Below are 19,033 nucleotides of genomic sequence, written 5' to 3'. Positions count from 1 at the left end.
GCCTGCGGATCCAGCAGCGCCCCGGCAGGCGCTGTGAGGCTCAGTGTGCCATAACTGGTGTGCAGTGCGGCGTGTTCAATGTCGAGGCTGCTGGTCTTGCTCCGCGGCGGCCAGCTGGGCCTCCCGCCACATCCGCGCTGGCACAAAGGTGCGCAGCTGCTGCATGGCCCGCTCGATCAATTCGGGGTGTAATTCATGGCCCAGATCGGGCAGCACATCGGCGGTGATGTCGGCGCCTAACTGCACCAATCGGCGTGCCGCATGGACCTGATCTTGATAGGGCAGCACCGGGTCGCGCTGGCCATGCAGGATGTGCACGCTGACCTCATGCGGCGCATGCGCCGGCGGCGTGGCGTAGGCGCCCGAGAAGGCCAGCACCCGTCCGGCCAGCTGCGCCTCGGCCTGCACCGCTTCCAGGGCCAAGACAGCGCCTTGCGAGAAGCCTGCCAAGGCCACACGCTCCCAGGCCATGTCGAACTGCTCCGCCCAAGCACGCACCGTGGCGATAAAACCGGGCAGGGCGGCGGCAACGCGCTGCGCATGGTTGTCGTCATTGGCCCCATGCAGCGAATACCACTGCTGGCCGACGGCGGCTTGCAGCTCGGCCGAAGGCGGCTCAAAAGTCTCTGGCCCGTTGATGGACACCACCGCCGCCTGCGGATACTGGGCACGCAAGGCTTGGGCCAGCGGGCGCATTTGCGAAGCATCGGCGCCAGCGCCGTGCAGCAGCAAAAAGAGCAGATCGGGCAGGCCCTTGTCAGGCAAGAGGGCGAGGGCTTGGGAGCGTTGGGGCGTACTCATGCCCCGATTGTCTCTTGCCCGGCTGTCAAGCGCCGGGCCGGCTATCAGCTGCGGGTTTGGTCGTTGTCGCGGTGGCCGATCAGACGAACCAAGGTGGCGCGCAGCTTCGGCGCATCAATGGGCTTGGTCAAGAAGTCATTCATGCCCGCCGCCAAGGCCTCGTCGCGCTCGGACACCAGCGCCGCTGCGGTCAGCGCCACGATGGGCAGCTCTTCAGCGTCGAAGCGCTTGCGCACCTCGCGGGTGGCTTCATGGCCGCTCATCACCGGCATCTGCACATCCATCAAGACCGCGTCAAAAGGCTTGCCCATGCTGGCGGCGGCAAAGATCGCCTCCACCGCCTGGCTGCCGTCATTGGCTTGTGAGACCTCCAAGCCCCATTGCTGCAGCTGGGCCACGGCAATCATCATATTGACCGGGTGGTCTTCCACCATCAGCACCCGCAGGCCTTGCAGGTCCTCGTTGTTGCGGGCCTCGCGCGGCTGGCTGCTGATGGGCGTGGGCGCGGCCGGCAGCGGCAACTCGGCCCAGAAGGTCGAACCCTGGCCCAACTGACTTTCCACCCCAACTTCGCCGCCCATCAACGTGGCCAGTTCGCGGCAGATCGACAGGCCCAAGCCGGTGCCGCCAAAGCGGCGCGTGGTGGACTCGTCGGCTTGGGTGAAAGCCTGGAACAGGCGCTGGTGCATCTCGGGCGCAATGCCGGGGCCGGTATCGCAGACCTCGATGCGAATGCGCTCCTCGCCCATGCTGCGCACATGCACCGCCACCGAACCGCTGGAAGTGAACTTCAGCGCATTGCTTAAATAGTTGCTGAGGATCTGGCGGATCCGCACCTGGTCGCCCACCACCCAGGCCGGCACAGCCGCGTCGACCTCGATCTTGAAGGCCAGCTTGTGGGCATGCGCCAGCGTCAGATAGGCCATGCGCATGGTGGCCAACATATCGCGTAAACCGAACGGTGCCGCTTCCAGCGTCAGGCGGCCGGCTTCGATCTTGGAGAGGTCCAGAATGTCCGAGATCAGTCCCGACAGGCTTTCGGCGCTGTCCAGCATTTGGTCCAGGTATTCGCGCCGGGTTTGTTCGTTCAGATCCGGTTGCTGCAGCATGCGCGCCAAGCCCAGCAAGCCGTTCAAGGGCGTGCGGATCTCGTGGCTGGTATTGGCCAAGAAGGCGCTCTTGGCGCGGCTGGCGGCTTGCGCTTCGTCCTTGGCCTGAGCCAGGGCGGCTTCGACACGGCGGCGCTCGGTGATGTCTTCCAGAATCCAGATCGTGCCACCGCGGCTGGGGTGATTCGGGTCCACGGCTTTGGCCAGCAATCGGCACAAGAAGCTGCTGCCGTCACGGCGACGCATCAGGCGTTCGATTTCCACCTGCTCGCCGGCGGCCAGGCGCGGACCCAACTCGTCGCCGATGGCCAAATACTCTTCCTTGCTGGGCCAGACCAGCGAGCCATGCTGGCCTACCAGAGCACCAGGGGGCCAGCCAAACATCTCTTCGACCAAGCGGTTGACCTGCACGAAATGCTGGTCGCGCGTCAGGGTGATGCCAATCGAGGCGTTTTCCAGAATGGCTTGATGGACCAGGCGGGTGCGTTCGGCCTCGGTCACATCGCGGGCATTGATGACCAGGTATTGCTGGCCGTCCATGGCAAAGGGCGCGGCCGACATCAACATTGAAATCGGTTCGCCCGACTTGGTCACAAAGGTGACCGGCATCTCGGTGATGCGGCCATGCTGGCGTACACCTTCGACCACACGCTCGCGGTCGCGCGGGTCTTTCCAGACGCCTAACTCGTCGGCCGAACGGCCCAGCACCTCTTCGCTGCTGTAGCCGCTGAGGCGCTCGAAGGTCTTGTTGACCATGGCGTAGCGGCCGGAGCTGAGTTCGGTCAAGGTGATCACATCGGGGCTGGTGGCCACCAGATGCGAGAGCAGGCCTTCTGAGCGGCGCAAAGCATCTTGCGCGCGCGATTGTTCGGTTTGGTCGATGAAGAAGCTCAGTGTGGCAGGACCGCTGGCGGCATCGACGCGCACGCTGGTGGCCGACACCAAGCGGCGGCGTCGCGAAAGCGTGCGCAGGCGGAATTCGGCCATCGGCAACATGGCGCCGATAGGCATAGATTCAATTTTGCTGGCACGTTGGCGCGCGCGCTCGTCGTCGCCGGGTTCGTAATGGGCAAACAAGTCCTGGCCCACCATGCTGCTGCGCTGGGTGTAGCCAAACATGGCCATGGCCGCCGGGTTGGCGTCCAGCACCCGGCCCCAGCGGTGCAGCACCAGCGGGCTGGGGGAGCGGCGGAACAGTTCGCGGTAACGGGTTTCGGTGGCGTGGATGGCTTTCTCAGCCTGCACCTCTTCGGTCACATCGCGACCCACGCCCCAGTAACCGCGGAAGTTGCCCTGCGAGTCAAAGCGGGGCTCGCCGCTGACCGAGACATACAGGATGCGGCCATCGGCGCCGCGGCGGCGCGCCACCAGGCCGTGGAAGGGGCGGTGCGATTCGAGGTCCGCGCGGTGCGCATCCATGTCCTCGTCGGACAAACCGATCTGCTCCACCTCCCAGGGCGTCTTGCCGAGCCGCGCCTGCAGGTCCAGGCCCGACTTGCCGGGCTTGTCTTCGGCCAGATGGGTAAAGCGGTAGTCGCGATTCATCTCCCAATACCAATCGGCTGCCATGCTGAGCAGGCCGCGAAAGCGGGCGTTGCGCTCGGCCGCTTCTTTGGTGGAGCGCTGCACCATGCGCAGCATGGCGGAGCCGATGACCAGGCCGGCCATCAAGAGCACCGCTTGGCTGAGGCCGCGCAAGGCCAGCGAATTCAGCGCGACCGGGCCATTGCCCCAGCCCGATTGCTCGGCCAGCGCCAAGCCCAGCAAGGCGAGCAGACCGGCGCCCGTCAAGGCCAGGCCGGTGCGCTGACCCAGCATGGCGGTGGCAAAGGCCACCAGCAGGCCCATCACCGGCAGGCTGATCGAATACAAGCCGGTGGCACGCGAGACCGCGATCAAGACCGCCAGGCCCATCAACAAGCTCAGCAACGAAACAATTGCGGTTTGGCCGAGCCGACGTGGCAACTTCCACAAGCAGAGCAGGCTCAGCAGCGCGGTGCCGGCCGCCAGCGCAGGAGGCAGCAGGCCCAAGAAGGGTTCGTTCTCCTGTCGGCTTAGCAGCAAGAGTACGCTGGCCACCATCAGGATGAAGGCGGCGGCGCCGAAGACCAGGCGGATGGCGTGCCAGCGCACATTGCGCTCAAGCAAGTTTTTTTGATCGTCCGGGGTCAGGTCATGCCCGACCAGACTGCTCAAATCATCGAGGGAATCCTTGCTCACAATGCCGACCGCTCCGCTACTTCAGCGCATGCCGAGGCCAGTCCTCGGCGAAAGCCAGCAGTCTCCCCGACAAAACTGGCCTTGACCATGAGGGCAGGCCCGGAAAAGCGGTGCTTATCTGCGCCGGGACTGCTTTGTGAGCAATTGTGCGCAGCCGGTGACTTGCATTTTCATGAAATCAGACCTTGCGTGCCTGGTTCAGTTGTTCGCGGGTTTGCTGTGCCACCCGGCGGGCAGCGGCGGCAAAGTCTTCGCCCGAGCTGGCGTAGAGCACCGCGCGTGAGCTGCTGACGATGATGGGTGCGCCCACTTTCCAGCCGGCCTTGACGGTGGACTCGGCGTCGCCGCCCTGGGCGCCCACACCGGGGATCAGCAGCGGCAGGGTCGGCGCGAGTTCACGTACCCGGGCGATTTCGCCGGGGAAGGTGGCGCCCACCACCAGGCCGAGCTGGCCGTTCTTGTTCCAGTCGGTCTGAGCCAAACGGGCCAGGTGTTCGTAGAGCTTGGGCGTGCCGGGCACATCGGCAAGGCGCTGGTTCTGCCAGTCGCTGCCGCCGGGGTTGGAGGTGCGGCAGAGCAGGATGGCGCCCTTGTCTGAGTAGCGCAGATAAGGCTCAATCGTGTCAAAACCCATGAAGGGCGAGAGCGTGACCGCGTCGGCCTGGTAGCGCTCGAAGGCTTCTTTGGCGTATTGCTCGGCGGTGGAGCCGATGTCGCCGCGCTTGGCGTCCAGAATCACCGGCACCTGGGGAGCGACGCGCTTGATGTGGGCCATCAGCTGCTCCAGCTGTGCTTCGGCACGGTGGGCGGCGAAGTAGGCAATTTGCGGCTTGAAGGCGATGACCAGGTCTTTGGTTGCATCGACGATGGCGGCGCAGAACTCATAGATGCGGCCGGCGTCGCCCTTCCAGGCGCCCGGAAACTTGGCCGGTTCCGGGTCCAGCCCCACACACAGCAGCGAGTCATTGAGGCGTTCAGCGGCGTGGAGTTGCTGGATGAAATTCATGGTGGTCTTTGGTCTCGTTTAAGGTGTCGTATTGTCCAAGTTTTTGCCGCCGGGAGCCTTTGATGCTTGTCTTGAAGACCGAAAGATTGCTCCTGCGCTGGTTTGCGCCCGGCGATGAGGCCCATGTGCTGGCGCAGCTGCAAGAAGACTCCTGGAAGCTCAATATCAATGACCCTGGCGTTCGCGAGCTGGAGGCGGCGCGCTTTTGGATGCAGGAAAAGCTCTTGAAGCCTTACTGGGGCGCCGGCTTGGGCCTTTGGTTGGTGGCGCGCAGCAGCGACGGCGTGGCCGTCGGCATGTGCGGTCTGCTGCAGCGCGACTATTTGCCGGTGCCCGATATCGGTTACGCCTTTTTGCCCAGTTTTTGGGGCCAGGGCTATGCGCGCGAAGCGGCGCAGGCCTGTCGGGACTATGGCCGCGAGGTCTTGGGTGAGCCCCGGCTGATGGCCACCACGGCCACCTTCAACGAGGCCTCGGGTCGGGTGCTGGAAGCCATCGGCATGCAGCATGTGGACACGAGGCAGTTCGAGGGCGTCGAGGGCTTGAGCAAGGTGTATGCAACAGGGCCAGCTCTAGAACCACGCAGTGAAGAGCAGCAAATCTCAGACTTGCTGCAGCGTTTCTTTCGCGTTTTCAACAATCAAGACGGCCGGCTGCCGGCCTTGGCCGCCTTGCCCTACATGCTGCTGCCGCAAGCGCTGATCTGTCGAGCCGATGACGGCGGGCTGCAGCAAATGACGCTGCAACAGTTTGTCGAGCCGCGCTACGAATTGTTGATGGGTGGGCGTTTGCAGCAATTCGATGAATCCATCACCGAGCAGCGCCTTGATCGCCAGGGGCGTGTCGCTCAAGCTTGGCTGCGCTATCGCAAAGCCGGCGTGCTGGACGGCCAGGCCTTCGAAGCCTTTGGGCAGAAAACGGTGCAGCTGGTGAAGACCGGCAGGCGTTGGCAGATTGCCGCCGTGGCATGGGAAGATCTCTGCTGAAACTACACTCGCGCGGATCCGGGGCCTAGGCCCCGCACGCCTGAACTGTCAAAGACAAAGCCATGAGCATTGAAAGCACGGCCAGCGCCGCCCGAATTCTCTTGATCGAAGACGATGAGCGCCTGGCCGAATTGGTTCTGGAGGCCCTGACGCGCGCCGGCTATGAGGTCAGCCATTGCGCCAACGGCCTGGAGGGCGAGGCCCGCATGCGCGCCGAAGCCTTCGACGTGGTGCTGCTGGACGGCCATCTGCCCGGCAAAGACGGCTTTGACGTGCTGCGCGATGTACGGCGCGACTTCAAGGGCCGCATCGTCATGCTGACCGCGCGCGATGACGACATCGACCAGGTGCTGGGCCTGGAGGGCGGCGCCGACGACTACATCACCAAGCCGGTGGCGCCGCGTGTGCTGATGGCGCGGCTGAAGGCCTTGTTGCGCCGCGAGCCGGCCGGCGCTGCTGAGGACTCGCCGGATGAGTTGCGCTTTGGCGAGCTGCTGATCAAGCCGAGCGCGCGCGAAGCTCGCTTGGAGGGTGTGCCCATCGAGCTGACCACTGCCGAGTACGATCTGCTGCTCTTCTTGGCCGAGCGCGCCGGCACCGTGGTGACGCGGGAGGACATCATGCAAGGCCTGCGCGGCATCGAGTTTGACGGCCTGGACCGCGCCATCGACGCCCGGGTCTCGCGCCTGCGCAAGAAAATTGGCGACGACGCCCAGGCGGCCGCGCGCATCAAGACCGTGCGAGGTCAGGGTTATCTTTTCGCCAAGGACTGAGTGAGGCAGCGTATGGCCTTGTCGCAACGCCCTTTGGGTCAGGCCATGGCTTCCCCGATGACCCGGGTGGCGCTGGGCATAGGCCTGGTGGTGATGGCCCTGGTGCTGCTGGTGCAGGCCTTGTTGATGCTGGCGGTGGACGGCGTCACCGACGACTATGTGCGCCGCTTCATGCGCGGCACTGTCGATATGCTGGTCAAAGAGTTGGCACCGCTGGACGCCGCGGCGCGCCAGCAGCGCGTCAAGGTGCTGGACGAGTTGTTCGCCTATCCGGTGGTGATTGTTTCGGCCAACGAACTGAAAGAGTCAGAGCGGCGCCAGCTGCAGGCGGGCGAGCTGCTGGTGCATGGCTTCAATCGCAAGGTTTACGCGGCCTTGCCGCCGGCGCCTTTGGCCGAGGGTCAGGGGCAGGGTCAGGTTTTGCCCGTCCAGCAGGTCTTGCGCTTGGGGCCATTGAATGCCGACGATCATCCCGGCAATGAGTTGCATCTGCCCCGCGAGCTGTGGATGCAGCTGGCCGCCGCGCTGAGTCTGGCGCTGCTGGTCTTTGGCCTGGCCGCTTGGCTGCTGCGCCCGATTTGGCGCGATATGCGCGCCTTGCAGCAGGCGGCCGACGAGATGACGGCCGGCCGTTTTGACAGTGCCGTGCCCGAGCCCGAGAGCCGATTGTTCGCGCCGATTGCGGCCGGTGCTCGCGCCACACTCGCTCGCCTCGCCGCGGCCTTGGCCACGCAGCGTGAATTGACCGGTGCGGTCTCGCATGAGTTGCGCACCCCTTTGGCGCGCTTGCGTTTTGCCATCGATGCGCTGGTTGAAGAAGACGACCCAGCCCGGCGTGAGTTGGCGGTGCAAGCCTGCGACCGCGATATCGACGAGTTGGACGCCTTGATTGACACCAGCTTGATGCTGGCCCGGCTCGATATGGGCGCCTTGCAAGCCCAGTGCGAACCGGGGGATCTGCGTGCGCTGCTCTTGAGCGAGGCTCAAAGCCTGGCGCCCTTGCTGGAAGGGCGAGCGCTGCAAACCGAGCTGGCCGGTCTGCCCGATTGGGTTCGCTTTGATGGCCGGCTGCTGCCCTATGGCCTGCGGAACGCCTTGCGCAACGCTGCCCGCCATGCGCGCAGCCGGATTGCCCTGAGTGCCTGGGTCGAAGCTGGGCAGCTCTACCTGGCCGTCGATGATGATGGCGAAGGCGTGCCGGAAGCCCAGCGCGAAGCGGTGTTCACGCCCTTCAAGCGTTTGGACCGCGCCAAAGAACGTGGCAGCCGCGGCTTCGGCCTGGGCCTGGCCATCGTGCGTCGGGTGGCTGAGGCCCATGGCGGTGTGGCTCTGATGCAGGCCGCCCCCGGCTTGGGCGGGGCGCGTTTGTTGTTGATGTGGCCGCTGAATTGAGGGAGTGGCTTTGGGGAGTTTTTGGGCGGTCGGGCCGACTGGGTGCTCTGCTCCGTTCATGTCCTCCGTCCCGAGCAGAGCTCGGGCCTCCCCCTTGACTTCACTTCGCAGAACACCCAGCCGACCCTCTGCGACAGCTTGACAGTTTTGCTCTTGCGGAAAGAGTGAACGCCAAGGGCGTCGGGTATGCGGTGAAGTGAGGTAAGGGGGGAGGCCGCAGGCCGGAGGACTCGAACGGAAGCGCACACCCGATGGCCTTGGCCAGTGGAAAACTGCAGGCACTGTGTCGGCGGCACTCTTGATGATTCAGCGGTCTGACTGCGGTGACGCTTTCGCACTTTTCGCAGCTTTCCAGGGCGCATACATATCTTCCGGGCCCCGAGCCAAGCGTGAGTCCGTCAAGGCTTGAGCACCATCGCCGAACAGTTGACGGAACTTCATCAGCAGCGGTTGCCAGCGTTGCGGATCGATTCGCTCGGAGTCGGGGGTCTGCAGAATCGTTTCATGCACATGCGCTTTGACGATGCGCAACTCGACCATGGCGCTGGGAATCGGCAGGCGCGGGTCTTGCTCGCCGAAGGGGCGGATGTCTTGCACCACGGCCTCCAACTGCACCAGACATTCGCGAACTCGTGGCGGCGCCACTTCAATCGAAGCCTGGGCGCTGAGCCCGGCATGAGCAAATTTGTCGGCGACATGGCGATAGCCCAGCCATTGCTTGTGAGGTGGCAATGGCGTGGAAGCCGAGGTCAGCGCCAGCCGATTCACCGCTTCGGCCTCGGCCACGCTGGCCAGATTGAGTACGCATTCCCGCTGGCGCTGCAGGTTATGCAAGGTTTGCGAACTGGCGTCCAAACCCAGCATGCAACTCCAGCCCAGCCACCAGGCCGATGACATGGGCGCCAGATTGGCCGAACCGTCCGGGTTCAAGCTGCTGATCAGCACGACGGGCGTGCCCCAGTAGTGGATGGCGGGCTCTATGGTTTTGTGCATGTTCGGGGCTCCATGGGTTTGGCGATATATGCCCCAGTGTTGCGAGCCTGGCCCCGTTCGTCAGCCCGATTCTTGCGCTTTCAAGCTGAGTGTCTGAGTCGAGGCTGTCTTGCTCTACCTGGCCGTCGACGATGATGGCGAGGGCGTGCCAGAAGCCCAGCGTGAAGCGGTCTCTACCCCGTCCAAGCGCTTAGATCGCGACAAAGAGCATGGCCGTGATGCAGGCTGCACCTGGCTTGGGTGGGGCGCGTCTGCTGCTGCGATGGCCCCTGTAAGCTGCGCTTAGCGTGGGCCGATTCGATCGAGCTCTCTTTGGGCCATGCTGTATTCGTTGAATTCGGCAACCCCGGTGGCCAGGCTCTTTTGCAAGAAGGTTCGAGCCTTGCTGATGTCTTGGTCCAGCAAGGCTTTTTGCGAGGCATAGAAGTACAGCTCGCATTCGCGACCGCGGTCTGACGTATCCTTTTCTCGGGTAGCGGCCAGGGCAGATGACCAGTCCAACTGCCCTTGGAGATATTGCAACACCGGGTATGGCCATGCGGCGTTCTTGTCTGTGCTCGGAGTGAACGTTCGGACGGCCTCTACTCCGTCCAGCCCGAGCTGACGGCTGCTCAGGTACAGCCAGATGCTGCCGTAGCTTCGCTCGACTTCGCTGCGGGACTTCAAGATGTCCAGCAACTCATCTCGAGCTTGGCCCATCTGGCCAGCGAAATAGTTGGCGAAGACTCGCGTGTAGCGAATCGACATTTCGTTTGGCGTGAGTTTCAAAGCTCGGTCGGCATGGCCAACAGCGTCTGCATCGCGGCGCTGCAATAGGGCGTTGACGGCCAGTGCGGCGTGAGTTTCGGCGGCCTTCTCATCCAGGGGAAGTGCTTCGAGCAAGGCTTTTTCGGCCTCAGCAGGCCGCATCAAATGATCCAGTTGTACAGCTTTCTCCACGAGGGCTGCGGCGCGCAATTTGGGCGGCAGTCTTCCGCCGGCCAAGACCTTGTCCATCAAGATCAAACGACTGCGTGCTGAGGCCTGCTCATTGGTCACAACTTTGATCTTTCCTTTGCGGACCTGGTCTGATAGATCAGTCAACTCCTTGCGCATCTCTGTGATTTGGGCAGGAGAGAGTGCAGGGACATTGAATTGATTGGCCAAACGTGGCGCGACCTTGTTCAATTGTTCTCGGTACTTCAACCATTGCCCCGCGGCGATCGACTCCTTCAAGATGCGCAATTGCCCCTCGATCGATTGCTGATTGGGCGTGTTTTCGTAGCGAATACGCAGATCAAAATGTTCGTTGCTTTCGTCAAACTTGCTCTCGTTTGAGTTCGGGTAAAGCGGTTCCCCCAGTTGCAGCTTGAATGTGTGGGTATAGCGACCCAACATCGCGAGGCGCATGGCTTGCGTTCGCGGTGTTTGATCGGGAAGACGGAGCTGCGCGATGACGTTCGGCAAAGCGAAGTTGCCGGTGAGTAGGCGTTTATCAGTCAATTGCCAGAATTCACCACTGCGGTAGTTCAGCACCACTTTGAGCGCATTGTGATCCGCAAGATCTTCAATCACAGGTTCACCTTCGGCAATGAGCCCCGGGTAAAACCGCAGCGTCTCGAGGCTCAACATCTTGCGAAACTCTTCTGCAGGCATATTGGCGCGCGCATCGCGCAGCATCTCTGCCCAGTCACCGTGGAAGATCTGGGTTGAAGTCAATTGCCCTTCTTCCGAGAGCTTCAAAAAGCTGAATAAATCTGAGCTTTCAGCAATAAGCTGATCTTTGCTGTCGGGCAACGGACTCAGCTCAGCGTCGTCCTTTTTTTTGGCGAGCAGTGCAAAACCCAGTCCGCGTGACTGACGCGCTTGCGGAGGGCCACTTTGCATGCCACGGGTGGCATCCAGCCACAGGCGTTGATTTTCGACATCTACCGCAACAATGACATGGTCAAAGGCCAGTGGGCTCGGTAAGCGTTGCTTAACGTGCTCACGATGTGATGTGCTGACCAGTGCAGGGCTTGCTTGCAGACCTAGTTTTTGCAGCAGACTGACAAGCAGCGCAGCTTTGTCCTTGCAGTCGCCAAAGCGCTGCTGCAATACGGTATCTACGGCAGCGGGTTGGTGTGAGTTGATGCCTATTTCGGTACCAAAGTAACGCAATTCCTGTTGGGCAAAGTTCAGCGCCAGACGCAAGCGTTCATTGGGCGAGCTCGCACGCGAGGCTATGTCCGCAGCAAGAGCATCCAAGGCCTTGGATGGCTGCATGGCCTTGGAAAAAAGCGCGTCTGCCCAGTCGGCCACTTCAGCCCAGTTGCTGAACTCACTCAGTTCAATTTGATCGTTATAGGCCTCATGACTGGGCAGCAAGGCGTCGTAGTGAAACTGGGGAGTCAATCGGCGTTTGAAGACGTACTCTCGCCAGCCCGCCTGTTGCCTTGTACTGATGTCCAGCCCGGCTTCAGCAAAGCGATGCTTGATATCTCTATCCGCAGGGAGTTGCACTCGGTATTGGAAAAGGCCAACTGGCCCGCTGCTGGAGCTGGTCCACTCTTGATCCACAAACCGCCCGCCAAAGACCGGATTCTCTCCGACGAGAGTTGCGGCCCACTCCAGTTGATCCCCAGCCCGAAGGTCATCCAGCACGATGGATGCCGTGACTCGCCCATCAATCAATTGACGTTCCAGTTGCCGCTCTCTGTGCAACAAGCGCACCAACTTCCGGTCCAATTTTTCAATGCGCTTGCCCTGACGCCAAATCGTCAGTTGATGAAAAACCAAAGTCTGAAAGCTGGGGTCGAACTCGAGTTCGATTTGTGCGCCTTTTTGAAGTCCTGCGGCGTCATTGATTTGCCGCAAGACATGTTGATAGCGCTGAACATTGCCGCGCTCGACCCTCGTTTGGCGGTCGATCAACATGACTTGGAGCGGCGCAGCGGGCAGCCCTTGCACAGCATCTGGTGACGGTGGCTTGAGAGGGCTTACCCATTTTGGGGCTGCGCCAATGCTGAAGTCCACCTTGTCTTGCGCATTTTTTCCGGCGGAGGCTTTGCTTGCAAAAGCAGGCTTGGTGGAAGTTTCAAGAGTGGGTGAGCTAGCAGTTGCCGCCCAGCTCATGCCGTGTAGCAGCAAGCCCCCTGTCAACAGCGCCGCACTGGCAGACTGCTTGACCAATGTAAAAAAAATGCTGACGCCCACAGCCGTTCTCCCTGATAGTGTTTGAACCAATTATGGGCTGAACTCCGTGCGCCGAAGGAGAGGGCTAACGGCAAGTCGGGTGTCACTTGCGCGAGTCAAACGGATCGTGTTTAGGAAAGCGAAGTCGATGCTCTCAGCGGATTGAACTTGCGCTTGAATCAAGGCCTGGGCAGATGCACCAGCCGTGCGAGCTTGTCGGCTTGGCGCCCGCGACGCACCCAGGCGATGCCGGCCAAGCCCAGCATCAGCAAGGCATAACTGGCGGGTTCGGGCACGGGCTGGGCGATCAGGCTGACCGAGCCGGTGAAGCCGACCGTGCCGCCCAGCAACTGCCCCGTGACCTGGATCAGTTGCGGTGTGGGGCTCCATGAGGAGGTGCTGAACAGCCACAGATCAGCGCCGCCAAGACCCGGATAGGTCTGATCAAGCAGGGGCTTGAAGGCCTGGCCACCGAAGCTGGCGCTGCTGATGTCATAGCCGCTACTGCTCAAGAAGTTCGAGGACAGCAAGACCGTCAATCCACCGAGCTGCATGCCGGCGAAGGGGCTCAGGTCCAAGACGAAGCTGTTGCTGCCGCTGCTGAGCGCGGTGAAGCTGCCCGACCAAGTATCCACCCCGTTGAAATTCAGCGTAATGGGGGTGGGCGCCACCGGGCCTGCCCAGCTGAAGGCTGATGACAAGCTCAAGAGTCCGGCGGCAAGAAGTGGGCGCGATGAAGGCATGGCAGGGCTCCAGAGACAGGAAGGCGGGGCAAGAAAACAGCAGCTCTTGGCGTAATGCTTCTGACTTCATTCTGGGCAGCATGCTGCCGTCTGTCTGTGTCTGATGCGTGCCGGCTTTGTGACCGTTTGTGATGGGCAGGCGAAAAAAAAGGCGCCCCGGTGGGCGCCTTCTCGAGCAGGAGTCAGAAGACTCAGATCTTGCGGGCCAGCTCGGCGGCCTTGCCGGTGTAGCTGCCCGGCGTCATCGCCAGCAGATGGGCTTTTTCGGCCTCGGGGATTTCCAAGCCGCTGATGAAGGCGCGCACGCCTTCGGCGGTGATGGCCTTGCCACGGGTCAACTCCTTCAGGCGCTCATAGGGGTTGGGCAGACCGAAGCGGCGCATCACGGTTTGGATGGGCTCGGCCAAGACTTCCCAGGCGGCGTCGAGGTCGGCGGCCAGGGCGGCTTCGTTGATTTCCAGCTTGTCCAGGCCCTTCAGCAGCGACTCGTAGCCCAGCACCGCGTAACCGATGGCCACGCCCATATTGCGCAGCACGGTGGAGTCGGTCAAATCGCGCTGCCAACGGCTGATCGGCAGCTTCTGGCTCAGGTGGGTCAGCAGGGCGTTGGCCAGGCCGAAGTTGCCTTCGGCGTTCTCGAAGTCGATCGGGTTGACCTTGTGCGGCATGGTCGAAGAACCGATTTCGCCGGCGATGGTGCGCTGCTTGAAATAACCCAGCGAGACATAACCCCACACATCGCGGGACCAGTCGATCAGAATGGTGTTGGCGCGGGTGATGGCGTCGAACAGCTCGGCCATGTAATCGTGCGGCTCGATCTGGATGGTGTAGGGGTTGAAAGTCAGGCCGAGTTGCTGCTCGATCACGCGCTGACTGAAGGCTTCCCAGTCGAACTCGGGCCAGGCGCTCAGGTGGGCGTTGTAATTGCCCACGGCGCCATTCATCTTGGCCAGCAGCTTGACGTCGGCAATACGGGCGCGGGCATTGCGCAGGCGCGCCACCACATTGGCGATTTCTTTGCCTACCGTGGTGGGGCTGGCGGTTTGGCCGTGGGTGCGGCTCAGCATGGGCGTGGCGGCCATGGCGTGGGCCATGCTCGTCAGCTTGGTGATGATGCGGTCCACGGTGGGCAGCAGCACCTCGGCGCGGGCGTGGCGCAGCATCAGGCCGTGGCTGGTGTTGTTGATGTCTTCGCTGGTGCAAGCGAAGTGCACAAACTCGCCGGCAGCCTTCAGCTCGGGCTGGGCTTCAAAGCGCGACTTCAGCCAGTACTCAACCGCCTTGACGTCGTGGTTGGTGGTTTTTTCGATGTCTTTGATGGCCTGGGCATCGGCTTCCGAGAAGCGCGTCACCAAGCCGCGCAGCAGGCCACGGGCGGCTTCGCTCAGGGGCTTGAACTCGGCGAAGCCGGCATCCGACAGGGCGATGAACCATTCGACCTCGACCTGCACCCGGCGGTGCATCAGGCCGAACTCGGACAGCAGCGGCCGCAGAGGCGCAACGCGGGAGGCGTAGCGGCCGTCCAAGGGCGAAAGGGCGCTGATCGAGGAGAGGGCGGCAGTGTTCATGGCATGAGGCGGCAAGAGGCCGCTTGGTATGGGAGGTGGAGCAAGCCGGCATTTTATCCGCCGGGCATTTCATGCCGAACTTGCCCGCCAGGGCAGGGCTTGATGCCTCGAAAACTCACCGCTATATGCCCGAGATCGGGCCATTTGTACAGGACGAGCTGCAACATTGCCGTGGCTAGAATGGTTTCAACAGAGGCGAACTCACAGCAGCAACCATGAAATTAATCGGATCACTCACCAGCCCCTACGTTCGCAAGGTGCGCATCGTGATGGCCGAGAAAAAGCTCGACTATCAGTTGATTCTCGAGGACGTCTGGAACAGCGACGCCATTCTCAAAATGAATCCACTCGGCAAGGTCCCTTGCCTGGTGATGGAAGGGCAGGACTCGATCACCGGCGCGGTGTTTGACTCCCGCGTGATCGTTGAATATGTGGACACGCTGTCGCCGGTGGGCAAGCTGATCCCCGAACGCGGCCGTGAGCGTACCGAGGTGCGCACCTGGGAGGCGCTGGCCGATGGCGTGTTGGACGCCGCCGTCGCCGCCCTGATGGAAAACCGTTTTGCCGGCCGCACGCCTGAGCAGCGCTGCGAGGCTTGGGTGCAGCGCCAGTTGGACAAGGTGGTGGGCGCCCTGGCGGCCATGAACCAAGGCCTGGGTGAGAAAGCCTGGTGCTCGGGCAATCACTTCTCGCTGGCCGATATCGCGGTCGGCTGCGCGCTGGGCTATGTGGACTTCCGCTTCCCGGCCATTCAGTGGCGCGAATCGAATCCGAACCTAGCCCGTCACTTCGAGAAGCTCAGCGCTCGCCAGAGCTTTGTTGACACCGCGCCGCCTGCGGCCTGAGTCAGGCCTGTTTTTCGAACCCGTTCAGGCCAGCTGAAGGTCGATGGCCGATGCGGCCTTGACTTGGTGCAGCTTGCGATAAATCGCGGCAATGCGCTCCTCGACCTCGTCCATGCTGAGCTGCCAGGCATGGGCAATCTCGCCGGCCAGCATGCCATGCGCCAGCAAAGACAGCAGCGTCTGCTCGGCCCTTTGAATTTCGCCCTGCGCCGAAACGGGGCTCAGATCATGTGCCAAGGCGGGCTTGTGCAAGCTGCTCAGGCTGCCGCGGCTCAGGTCAAAGGCGGCCAGGGTTTCGCGGGCGATCTGCGGTGACATGCGGGCCCGCCCGGCTTCGGCCGCGGCCAGCGCCGCCGGCAAAGCGGCGGCTGACTTGTCCGCTTCCACCAAATAGCCATGGGCACCCCGGGCCAGGGTGGGAAACAACAAAGGGTCATCGACGCTCGGCGTGAAGAGCAGCACCTTGGGTGTTTGCCCCTGCTGTCGCAGGTGATGCAGCAAGCGGTCCACATGGCCGTCGGTCATGCGCAGATCGCAGGCCAACACGGTGGGTCGCGCTTGGTGCAGGGCCGGCAAGCACTCGGTGGCTCGGTCGCTTGTGCCTGCCAAGGCCCAGCCCGCCGTTCCCAACAGGGCGGCACAAGACTTGGCGATGGACTGAGCGCTGCGGCGCAGCAAGAAGACGGAGGGCATGCAGATCGGAAACAGGAAACGGGCGGATTCTGGTCCGCAGTGCCTTGCACCGGCAATCCCGCGAACCGGGGTGGCCGAGCCGTCACAATCGCAGCGCTATGTCTGCTACCAAACAGCCCATTCTTTACTCCTACCGTCGCTGCCCCTATGCCATGCGGGCGCGCCTGGCCCTGCGCTACGCCGGGCTGGCGGTTGAGATCCGTGAGATTCAGTTGCGCGCCAAGCCGGCGGCCATGCTGCTGGCCTCGCCCAAGGGCACGGTGCCTGTCCTGGTCTTGCCGAACGGTCAGGTCTTGGAGCAAAGCCTGGACATCATGGCCTGGGCCTTGGCACAGCAGGACCCCGAGGGCTGGCGGGAGCCGCAGTTCGATAACCAAGCTCAAGCCTGGATCGCCCGCAACGACGGCCCCTTCAAGCTTTTGTTGGATCGTTACAAGTATCCAGAGCGATACACCGAACGCAGTCAGGCACATTGGCGACAAGAGGCCGAGGTCTTGATGCTGGCTCCGATGGAGCAGGCCTTGCAGCAACAGCGTTTTTTGCTCGGCGCCTCACCCTCCTGGGCCGATATGGCCTTGATGCCCTTCATTCGCCAATTCGCCAGGGTGGACCTGGCCTGGTTTGAAGCGGCGCCCTATGCCGCCTTGCGCGCCTGGCTGGCCGAGCTTGAAGGCAGCGCCTTGTTCGAGTCCATCATGCACAAGCAAGAGGTCTGGCAGCCCGGCCCGAAACTCTGACGCGCATGCTGCACAATCAATTCGCATTTCTTCATTCATTGAAAACAAAGGGAGCGCCAAGATGGGCGTGAAGCGCGTGTTTACCGGTTTGTGGTGGCTCTTGGGTAAGTTCTGGGCCTTCTTGGACGGCAGCCGCCGGTTCGTCTTGAATCTGCTGATGCTGGCCATTTTGGTGGCCTTGGTGTCGGGCCTGGTCTCGCGAGGGCCGGCGCCTTTGAAGGACAAGACGACCTTGGTCCTGGACTTTCATGGCGGCCTGGTCGAGCAGTTCTCCGGCTCGGCGCGAGATCAAGCCATGGCGCAGCTGCGCGGCCACGCGCAAAAGCAAACCCGCTTGCGCGATGTGCTGGCCACACTGGACGCGGCCGCCAAAGATCCCAAGATCAGCGCGGTCTTGCTGGATCTGGATGAATTCGGCGGCGCCGGCATGGCGGGCCTGCATGAAGTCTCGGCCGCCTTGGCGCGCTTCAAAACCAGCGGCAAGAAGATCGTGGTCTACGGCGACAGCTTTGACCAGCGCGGCTACTTCTTGGCGGCGCAGGCCAGCGAGATCTATCTGAACCCCTTGGGCATGGTGGTGATCGAAGGTTTCGGCCGATATCGCAACTATTACAAGGACGCGCTGGATCGTCTGGGCGTGTCCGCCAATGTTTTGCGCGTCGGCACCTACAAGAGCTTTGCCGAGCCTTACTTCGCCAATGCGCCTTCCAAAGCCTCCCTGGAAGCAGAAAGTTATTTGTACGGCGAGCTGTGGAGCCGCTACACCGATGCGGTGGAGACAGCTCGCAAGTTGCCCAAGGGCAGCATCGTCGCCGGTATTGAAAAGCTGCCCGAGGCCTTGGCCGCCGTCGGTGGCGACGCGGCCAAGCTGGCGCTGGACAGCAAACTGATCGACGGCATCAAGACCCGCGACGAAGTGCGCGAGTTGCTGATGGCTCAAGGCGCCAAGGACGACAAGGGCAAAAGCTTCCGGCGTGTGTCATTGGCCGAGTACCAAGCCCATATCAAGCCGGTCATGCCGCATGGCCCCGCGGTGGGCGTGGTGGTGGCCGAAGGGGACATCGTGGACGGCAGCGCCACGCCGGGCAAGGTCGGGGGCGACTCCACCGCCAAGCTGATTCGTCAGGCGCGCGAAGACGAGAACATCAAGGCAGTGGTCTTGCGTGTCAACTCGCCCGGCGGCAGCGCTTTTGCTTCCGAGGTGATTCGTCGCGAGTTGGAATTGACCCAGAAAGCCGGCAAGCCGGTGGTGGTGTCCATGGGCGATGTGGCCGCCTCGGGCGGCTATTGGATTTCGATGTCCTCCGATGAAGTGATCGCCGAGGCCGGCACCATCACCGGTTCGATTGGCGTTTTCGGCATGCTGCCGACCGGCGACAAGTTGCTTGAAAAGCTGTCCATCCACACCGGTGGCTACACCACCACCTGGTTGGCCGGCGGCTACGACCCGCGTCGTCCGCTCGACCCGCGCATGGCTTCGGCTGTGCAATCCGGCATCAATCACATCTACGCCGAGTTCACCGGCAAGGCTGCCAAAGCGCGCAAGAAGTCGGTGGCTGATATCGACGCGGTCGCCCAAGGTCGTGTCTGGACCGGTGCTCAGGCGCTGGAACGTGGCTTGGTGGATCGTTTGGGAAGTTTTGACGACGCCATCAAATCAGCGGCCGCCAAGGCCAAGCTGGGTGCCGATGCGCGGGTCAGTTATGTCGAAGGCGAGATGGGCCGCTTGGAGCGTTTGCTGTCCAGCTTGGATGAGGTGATGGCACCTTCGATCGCCGCTGCCATTCGCGCAGAGTTGGGCCTGACTTTGCCCAAAGCTTTGCAAGAGGCGCAGGCGGAGTTGGCTTTTGTGAGCGAGATCAGCAACAGCGGCAAGCCTTTTGGGGCGGTGGTGCATTGCTTGTGCCGAGCTCCTTGAGGCGCAAGCCAGGACACTGAGAGGTCTTCAGCGCCCTTCTATAATGCAACTCATAGCGCCGATTTGTTCCGAATTGCGGGCGCTCAATAAATGCCG

14 protein-coding genes are annotated in these 19,033 nt (G+C 62.4%); 6 read left to right on the top strand and 8 right to left on the bottom strand.

What is annotated here, in order from left to right:
* Positions 1-75: 75 nt before the first annotated feature.
* The 3 genes from ypfH to pyrF all read right to left on the bottom strand — a co-directional run bounded on the left by ypfH (position 76) and on the right by pyrF (position 5,136).
* Positions 76-801 carry an esterase gene (gene ypfH, locus LNV06_RS16445; protein ID WP_263539380.1) on the bottom strand — a complete coding sequence of 242 codons (726 nt, stop codon included), beginning with the start codon at positions 799-801 and terminating at the stop codon, positions 76-78.
* A gap of 44 nt (positions 802-845) precedes the next feature.
* Positions 846-4,130: a PAS domain-containing hybrid sensor histidine kinase/response regulator gene (locus LNV06_RS16440; RefSeq protein ID WP_263539379.1), complete on the bottom strand. Its 3,285-nt coding sequence runs from the start codon at positions 4,128-4,130 to the stop codon at positions 846-848.
* A gap of 178 nt (positions 4,131-4,308) precedes the next feature.
* The gene (pyrF, locus tag LNV06_RS16435) at positions 4,309-5,136 is read right to left on the bottom strand and encodes an orotidine-5'-phosphate decarboxylase (RefSeq protein WP_263539378.1); all 828 of its coding nucleotides are present in this window, start codon (positions 5,134-5,136) and stop codon (positions 4,309-4,311) included.
* A gap of 71 nt (positions 5,137-5,207) precedes the next feature.
* On the opposite strand from pyrF, the gene LNV06_RS16430 reads away from it, so the two are divergent.
* The 3 genes from LNV06_RS16430 to LNV06_RS16420 all read left to right on the top strand — a co-directional run bounded on the left by LNV06_RS16430 (position 5,208) and on the right by LNV06_RS16420 (position 8,287).
* A complete protein-coding gene (locus tag LNV06_RS16430) occupies positions 5,208-6,122 on the top strand; it encodes a GNAT family N-acetyltransferase (RefSeq protein ID WP_263539377.1) in 915 nt (304 codons plus the stop codon).
* Between the two features lie 62 nt (positions 6,123-6,184).
* Complete coding sequence (locus tag LNV06_RS16425) at positions 6,185-6,895, top strand: response regulator (RefSeq protein ID WP_263539376.1); 711 nt, start codon at positions 6,185-6,187, stop codon at positions 6,893-6,895.
* A 12-nt stretch (positions 6,896-6,907) separates the two neighbouring features.
* Positions 6,908-8,287, top strand: a complete 1,380-nt coding sequence (locus LNV06_RS16420; RefSeq protein ID WP_263539375.1) for an ATP-binding protein — start codon at positions 6,908-6,910, stop codon at positions 8,285-8,287.
* A 306-nt stretch (positions 8,288-8,593) separates the two neighbouring features.
* Here the strand turns inward: LNV06_RS16420 and LNV06_RS16415 are convergent, their stop codons facing one another.
* The 4 genes from LNV06_RS16415 to purB all read right to left on the bottom strand — a co-directional run bounded on the left by LNV06_RS16415 (position 8,594) and on the right by purB (position 14,744).
* Entirely contained in the window at positions 8,594-9,280 is a 687-nt protein-coding gene (locus LNV06_RS16415) for a flavin reductase family protein (protein ID WP_263539374.1), read from the bottom strand.
* Between the two features lie 282 nt (positions 9,281-9,562).
* Positions 9,563-12,454 (bottom strand): DUF3857 domain-containing protein, encoded by a 2,892-nt coding sequence (locus LNV06_RS16410; protein WP_263539373.1) that lies wholly within the window; start codon positions 12,452-12,454, stop codon positions 9,563-9,565.
* 158 nt (positions 12,455-12,612) lie between these two features.
* Positions 12,613-13,176, bottom strand: a complete 564-nt coding sequence (locus LNV06_RS16405; protein ID WP_263539372.1) for an FxDxF family PEP-CTERM protein — start codon at positions 13,174-13,176, stop codon at positions 12,613-12,615.
* A gap of 191 nt (positions 13,177-13,367) precedes the next feature.
* On the bottom strand, positions 13,368-14,744 hold the full coding sequence (gene purB, locus LNV06_RS16400) for an adenylosuccinate lyase (protein ID WP_263539371.1): 1,377 nt from the start codon (positions 14,742-14,744) through the stop codon (positions 13,368-13,370).
* A gap of 215 nt (positions 14,745-14,959) precedes the next feature.
* On the opposite strand from purB, the gene LNV06_RS16395 reads away from it, so the two are divergent.
* Entirely contained in the window at positions 14,960-15,589 is a 630-nt protein-coding gene (locus tag LNV06_RS16395) for a glutathione S-transferase family protein (protein ID WP_263539370.1), read from the top strand.
* Between the two features lie 24 nt (positions 15,590-15,613).
* On the opposite strand, the gene LNV06_RS16390 is transcribed toward LNV06_RS16395, so the two are convergent.
* Positions 15,614-16,282: a response regulator gene (locus LNV06_RS16390; protein ID WP_263539369.1), complete on the bottom strand. Its 669-nt coding sequence runs from the start codon at positions 16,280-16,282 to the stop codon at positions 15,614-15,616.
* A gap of 98 nt (positions 16,283-16,380) precedes the next feature.
* Between LNV06_RS16390 and LNV06_RS16385 the strand changes: the two genes are divergently transcribed.
* A complete protein-coding gene (locus LNV06_RS16385) occupies positions 16,381-17,019 on the top strand; it encodes a glutathione S-transferase (protein ID WP_263539368.1) in 639 nt (212 codons plus the stop codon).
* 61 nt (positions 17,020-17,080) lie between these two features.
* A complete protein-coding gene (sppA, locus tag LNV06_RS16380) occupies positions 17,081-18,937 on the top strand; it encodes a signal peptide peptidase SppA (protein ID WP_263539367.1) in 1,857 nt (618 codons plus the stop codon).
* Positions 18,938-19,033: the final 96 nt, after the last annotated feature.

This window comes from Paucibacter sp. Y2R2-4, from assembly GCF_025717535.1.
Lineage (GTDB): Bacteria > Pseudomonadota > Gammaproteobacteria > Burkholderiales > Burkholderiaceae_C > Paucibacter_A.
The sequence above is the reverse complement of the archived record's forward strand: the minus strand, read 5'-3'. Positions and strand labels throughout refer to the sequence as shown.

Coding starts and splice junctions, on each gene's coding strand:
- ypfH (WP_263539380.1), bottom strand. CDS start 801: ATGAGTACGCCCCAACGCTCCCAAGCCCTCGCCCTCTTGCCTGACAAG.
- pyrF (WP_263539378.1), bottom strand. CDS start 5,136: ATGAATTTCATCCAGCAACTCCACGCCGCTGAACGCCTCAATGACTCG.
- LNV06_RS16425 (WP_263539376.1), top strand. CDS start 6,185: ATGAGCATTGAAAGCACGGCCAGCGCCGCCCGAATTCTCTTGATCGAA.
- LNV06_RS16420 (WP_263539375.1), top strand. CDS start 6,908: ATGGCCTTGTCGCAACGCCCTTTGGGTCAGGCCATGGCTTCCCCGATG.
- LNV06_RS16415 (WP_263539374.1), bottom strand. CDS start 9,280: ATGCACAAAACCATAGAGCCCGCCATCCACTACTGGGGCACGCCCGTC.
- LNV06_RS16405 (WP_263539372.1), bottom strand. CDS start 13,176: ATGCCTTCATCGCGCCCACTTCTTGCCGCCGGACTCTTGAGCTTGTCA.
- purB (WP_263539371.1), bottom strand. CDS start 14,744: ATGAACACTGCCGCCCTCTCCTCGATCAGCGCCCTTTCGCCCTTGGAC.
- LNV06_RS16395 (WP_263539370.1), top strand. CDS start 14,960: ATGAAATTAATCGGATCACTCACCAGCCCCTACGTTCGCAAGGTGCGC.
- LNV06_RS16390 (WP_263539369.1), bottom strand. CDS start 16,282: ATGCCCTCCGTCTTCTTGCTGCGCCGCAGCGCTCAGTCCATCGCCAAG.
- LNV06_RS16385 (WP_263539368.1), top strand. CDS start 16,381: ATGTCTGCTACCAAACAGCCCATTCTTTACTCCTACCGTCGCTGCCCC.
- sppA (WP_263539367.1), top strand. CDS start 17,081: ATGGGCGTGAAGCGCGTGTTTACCGGTTTGTGGTGGCTCTTGGGTAAG.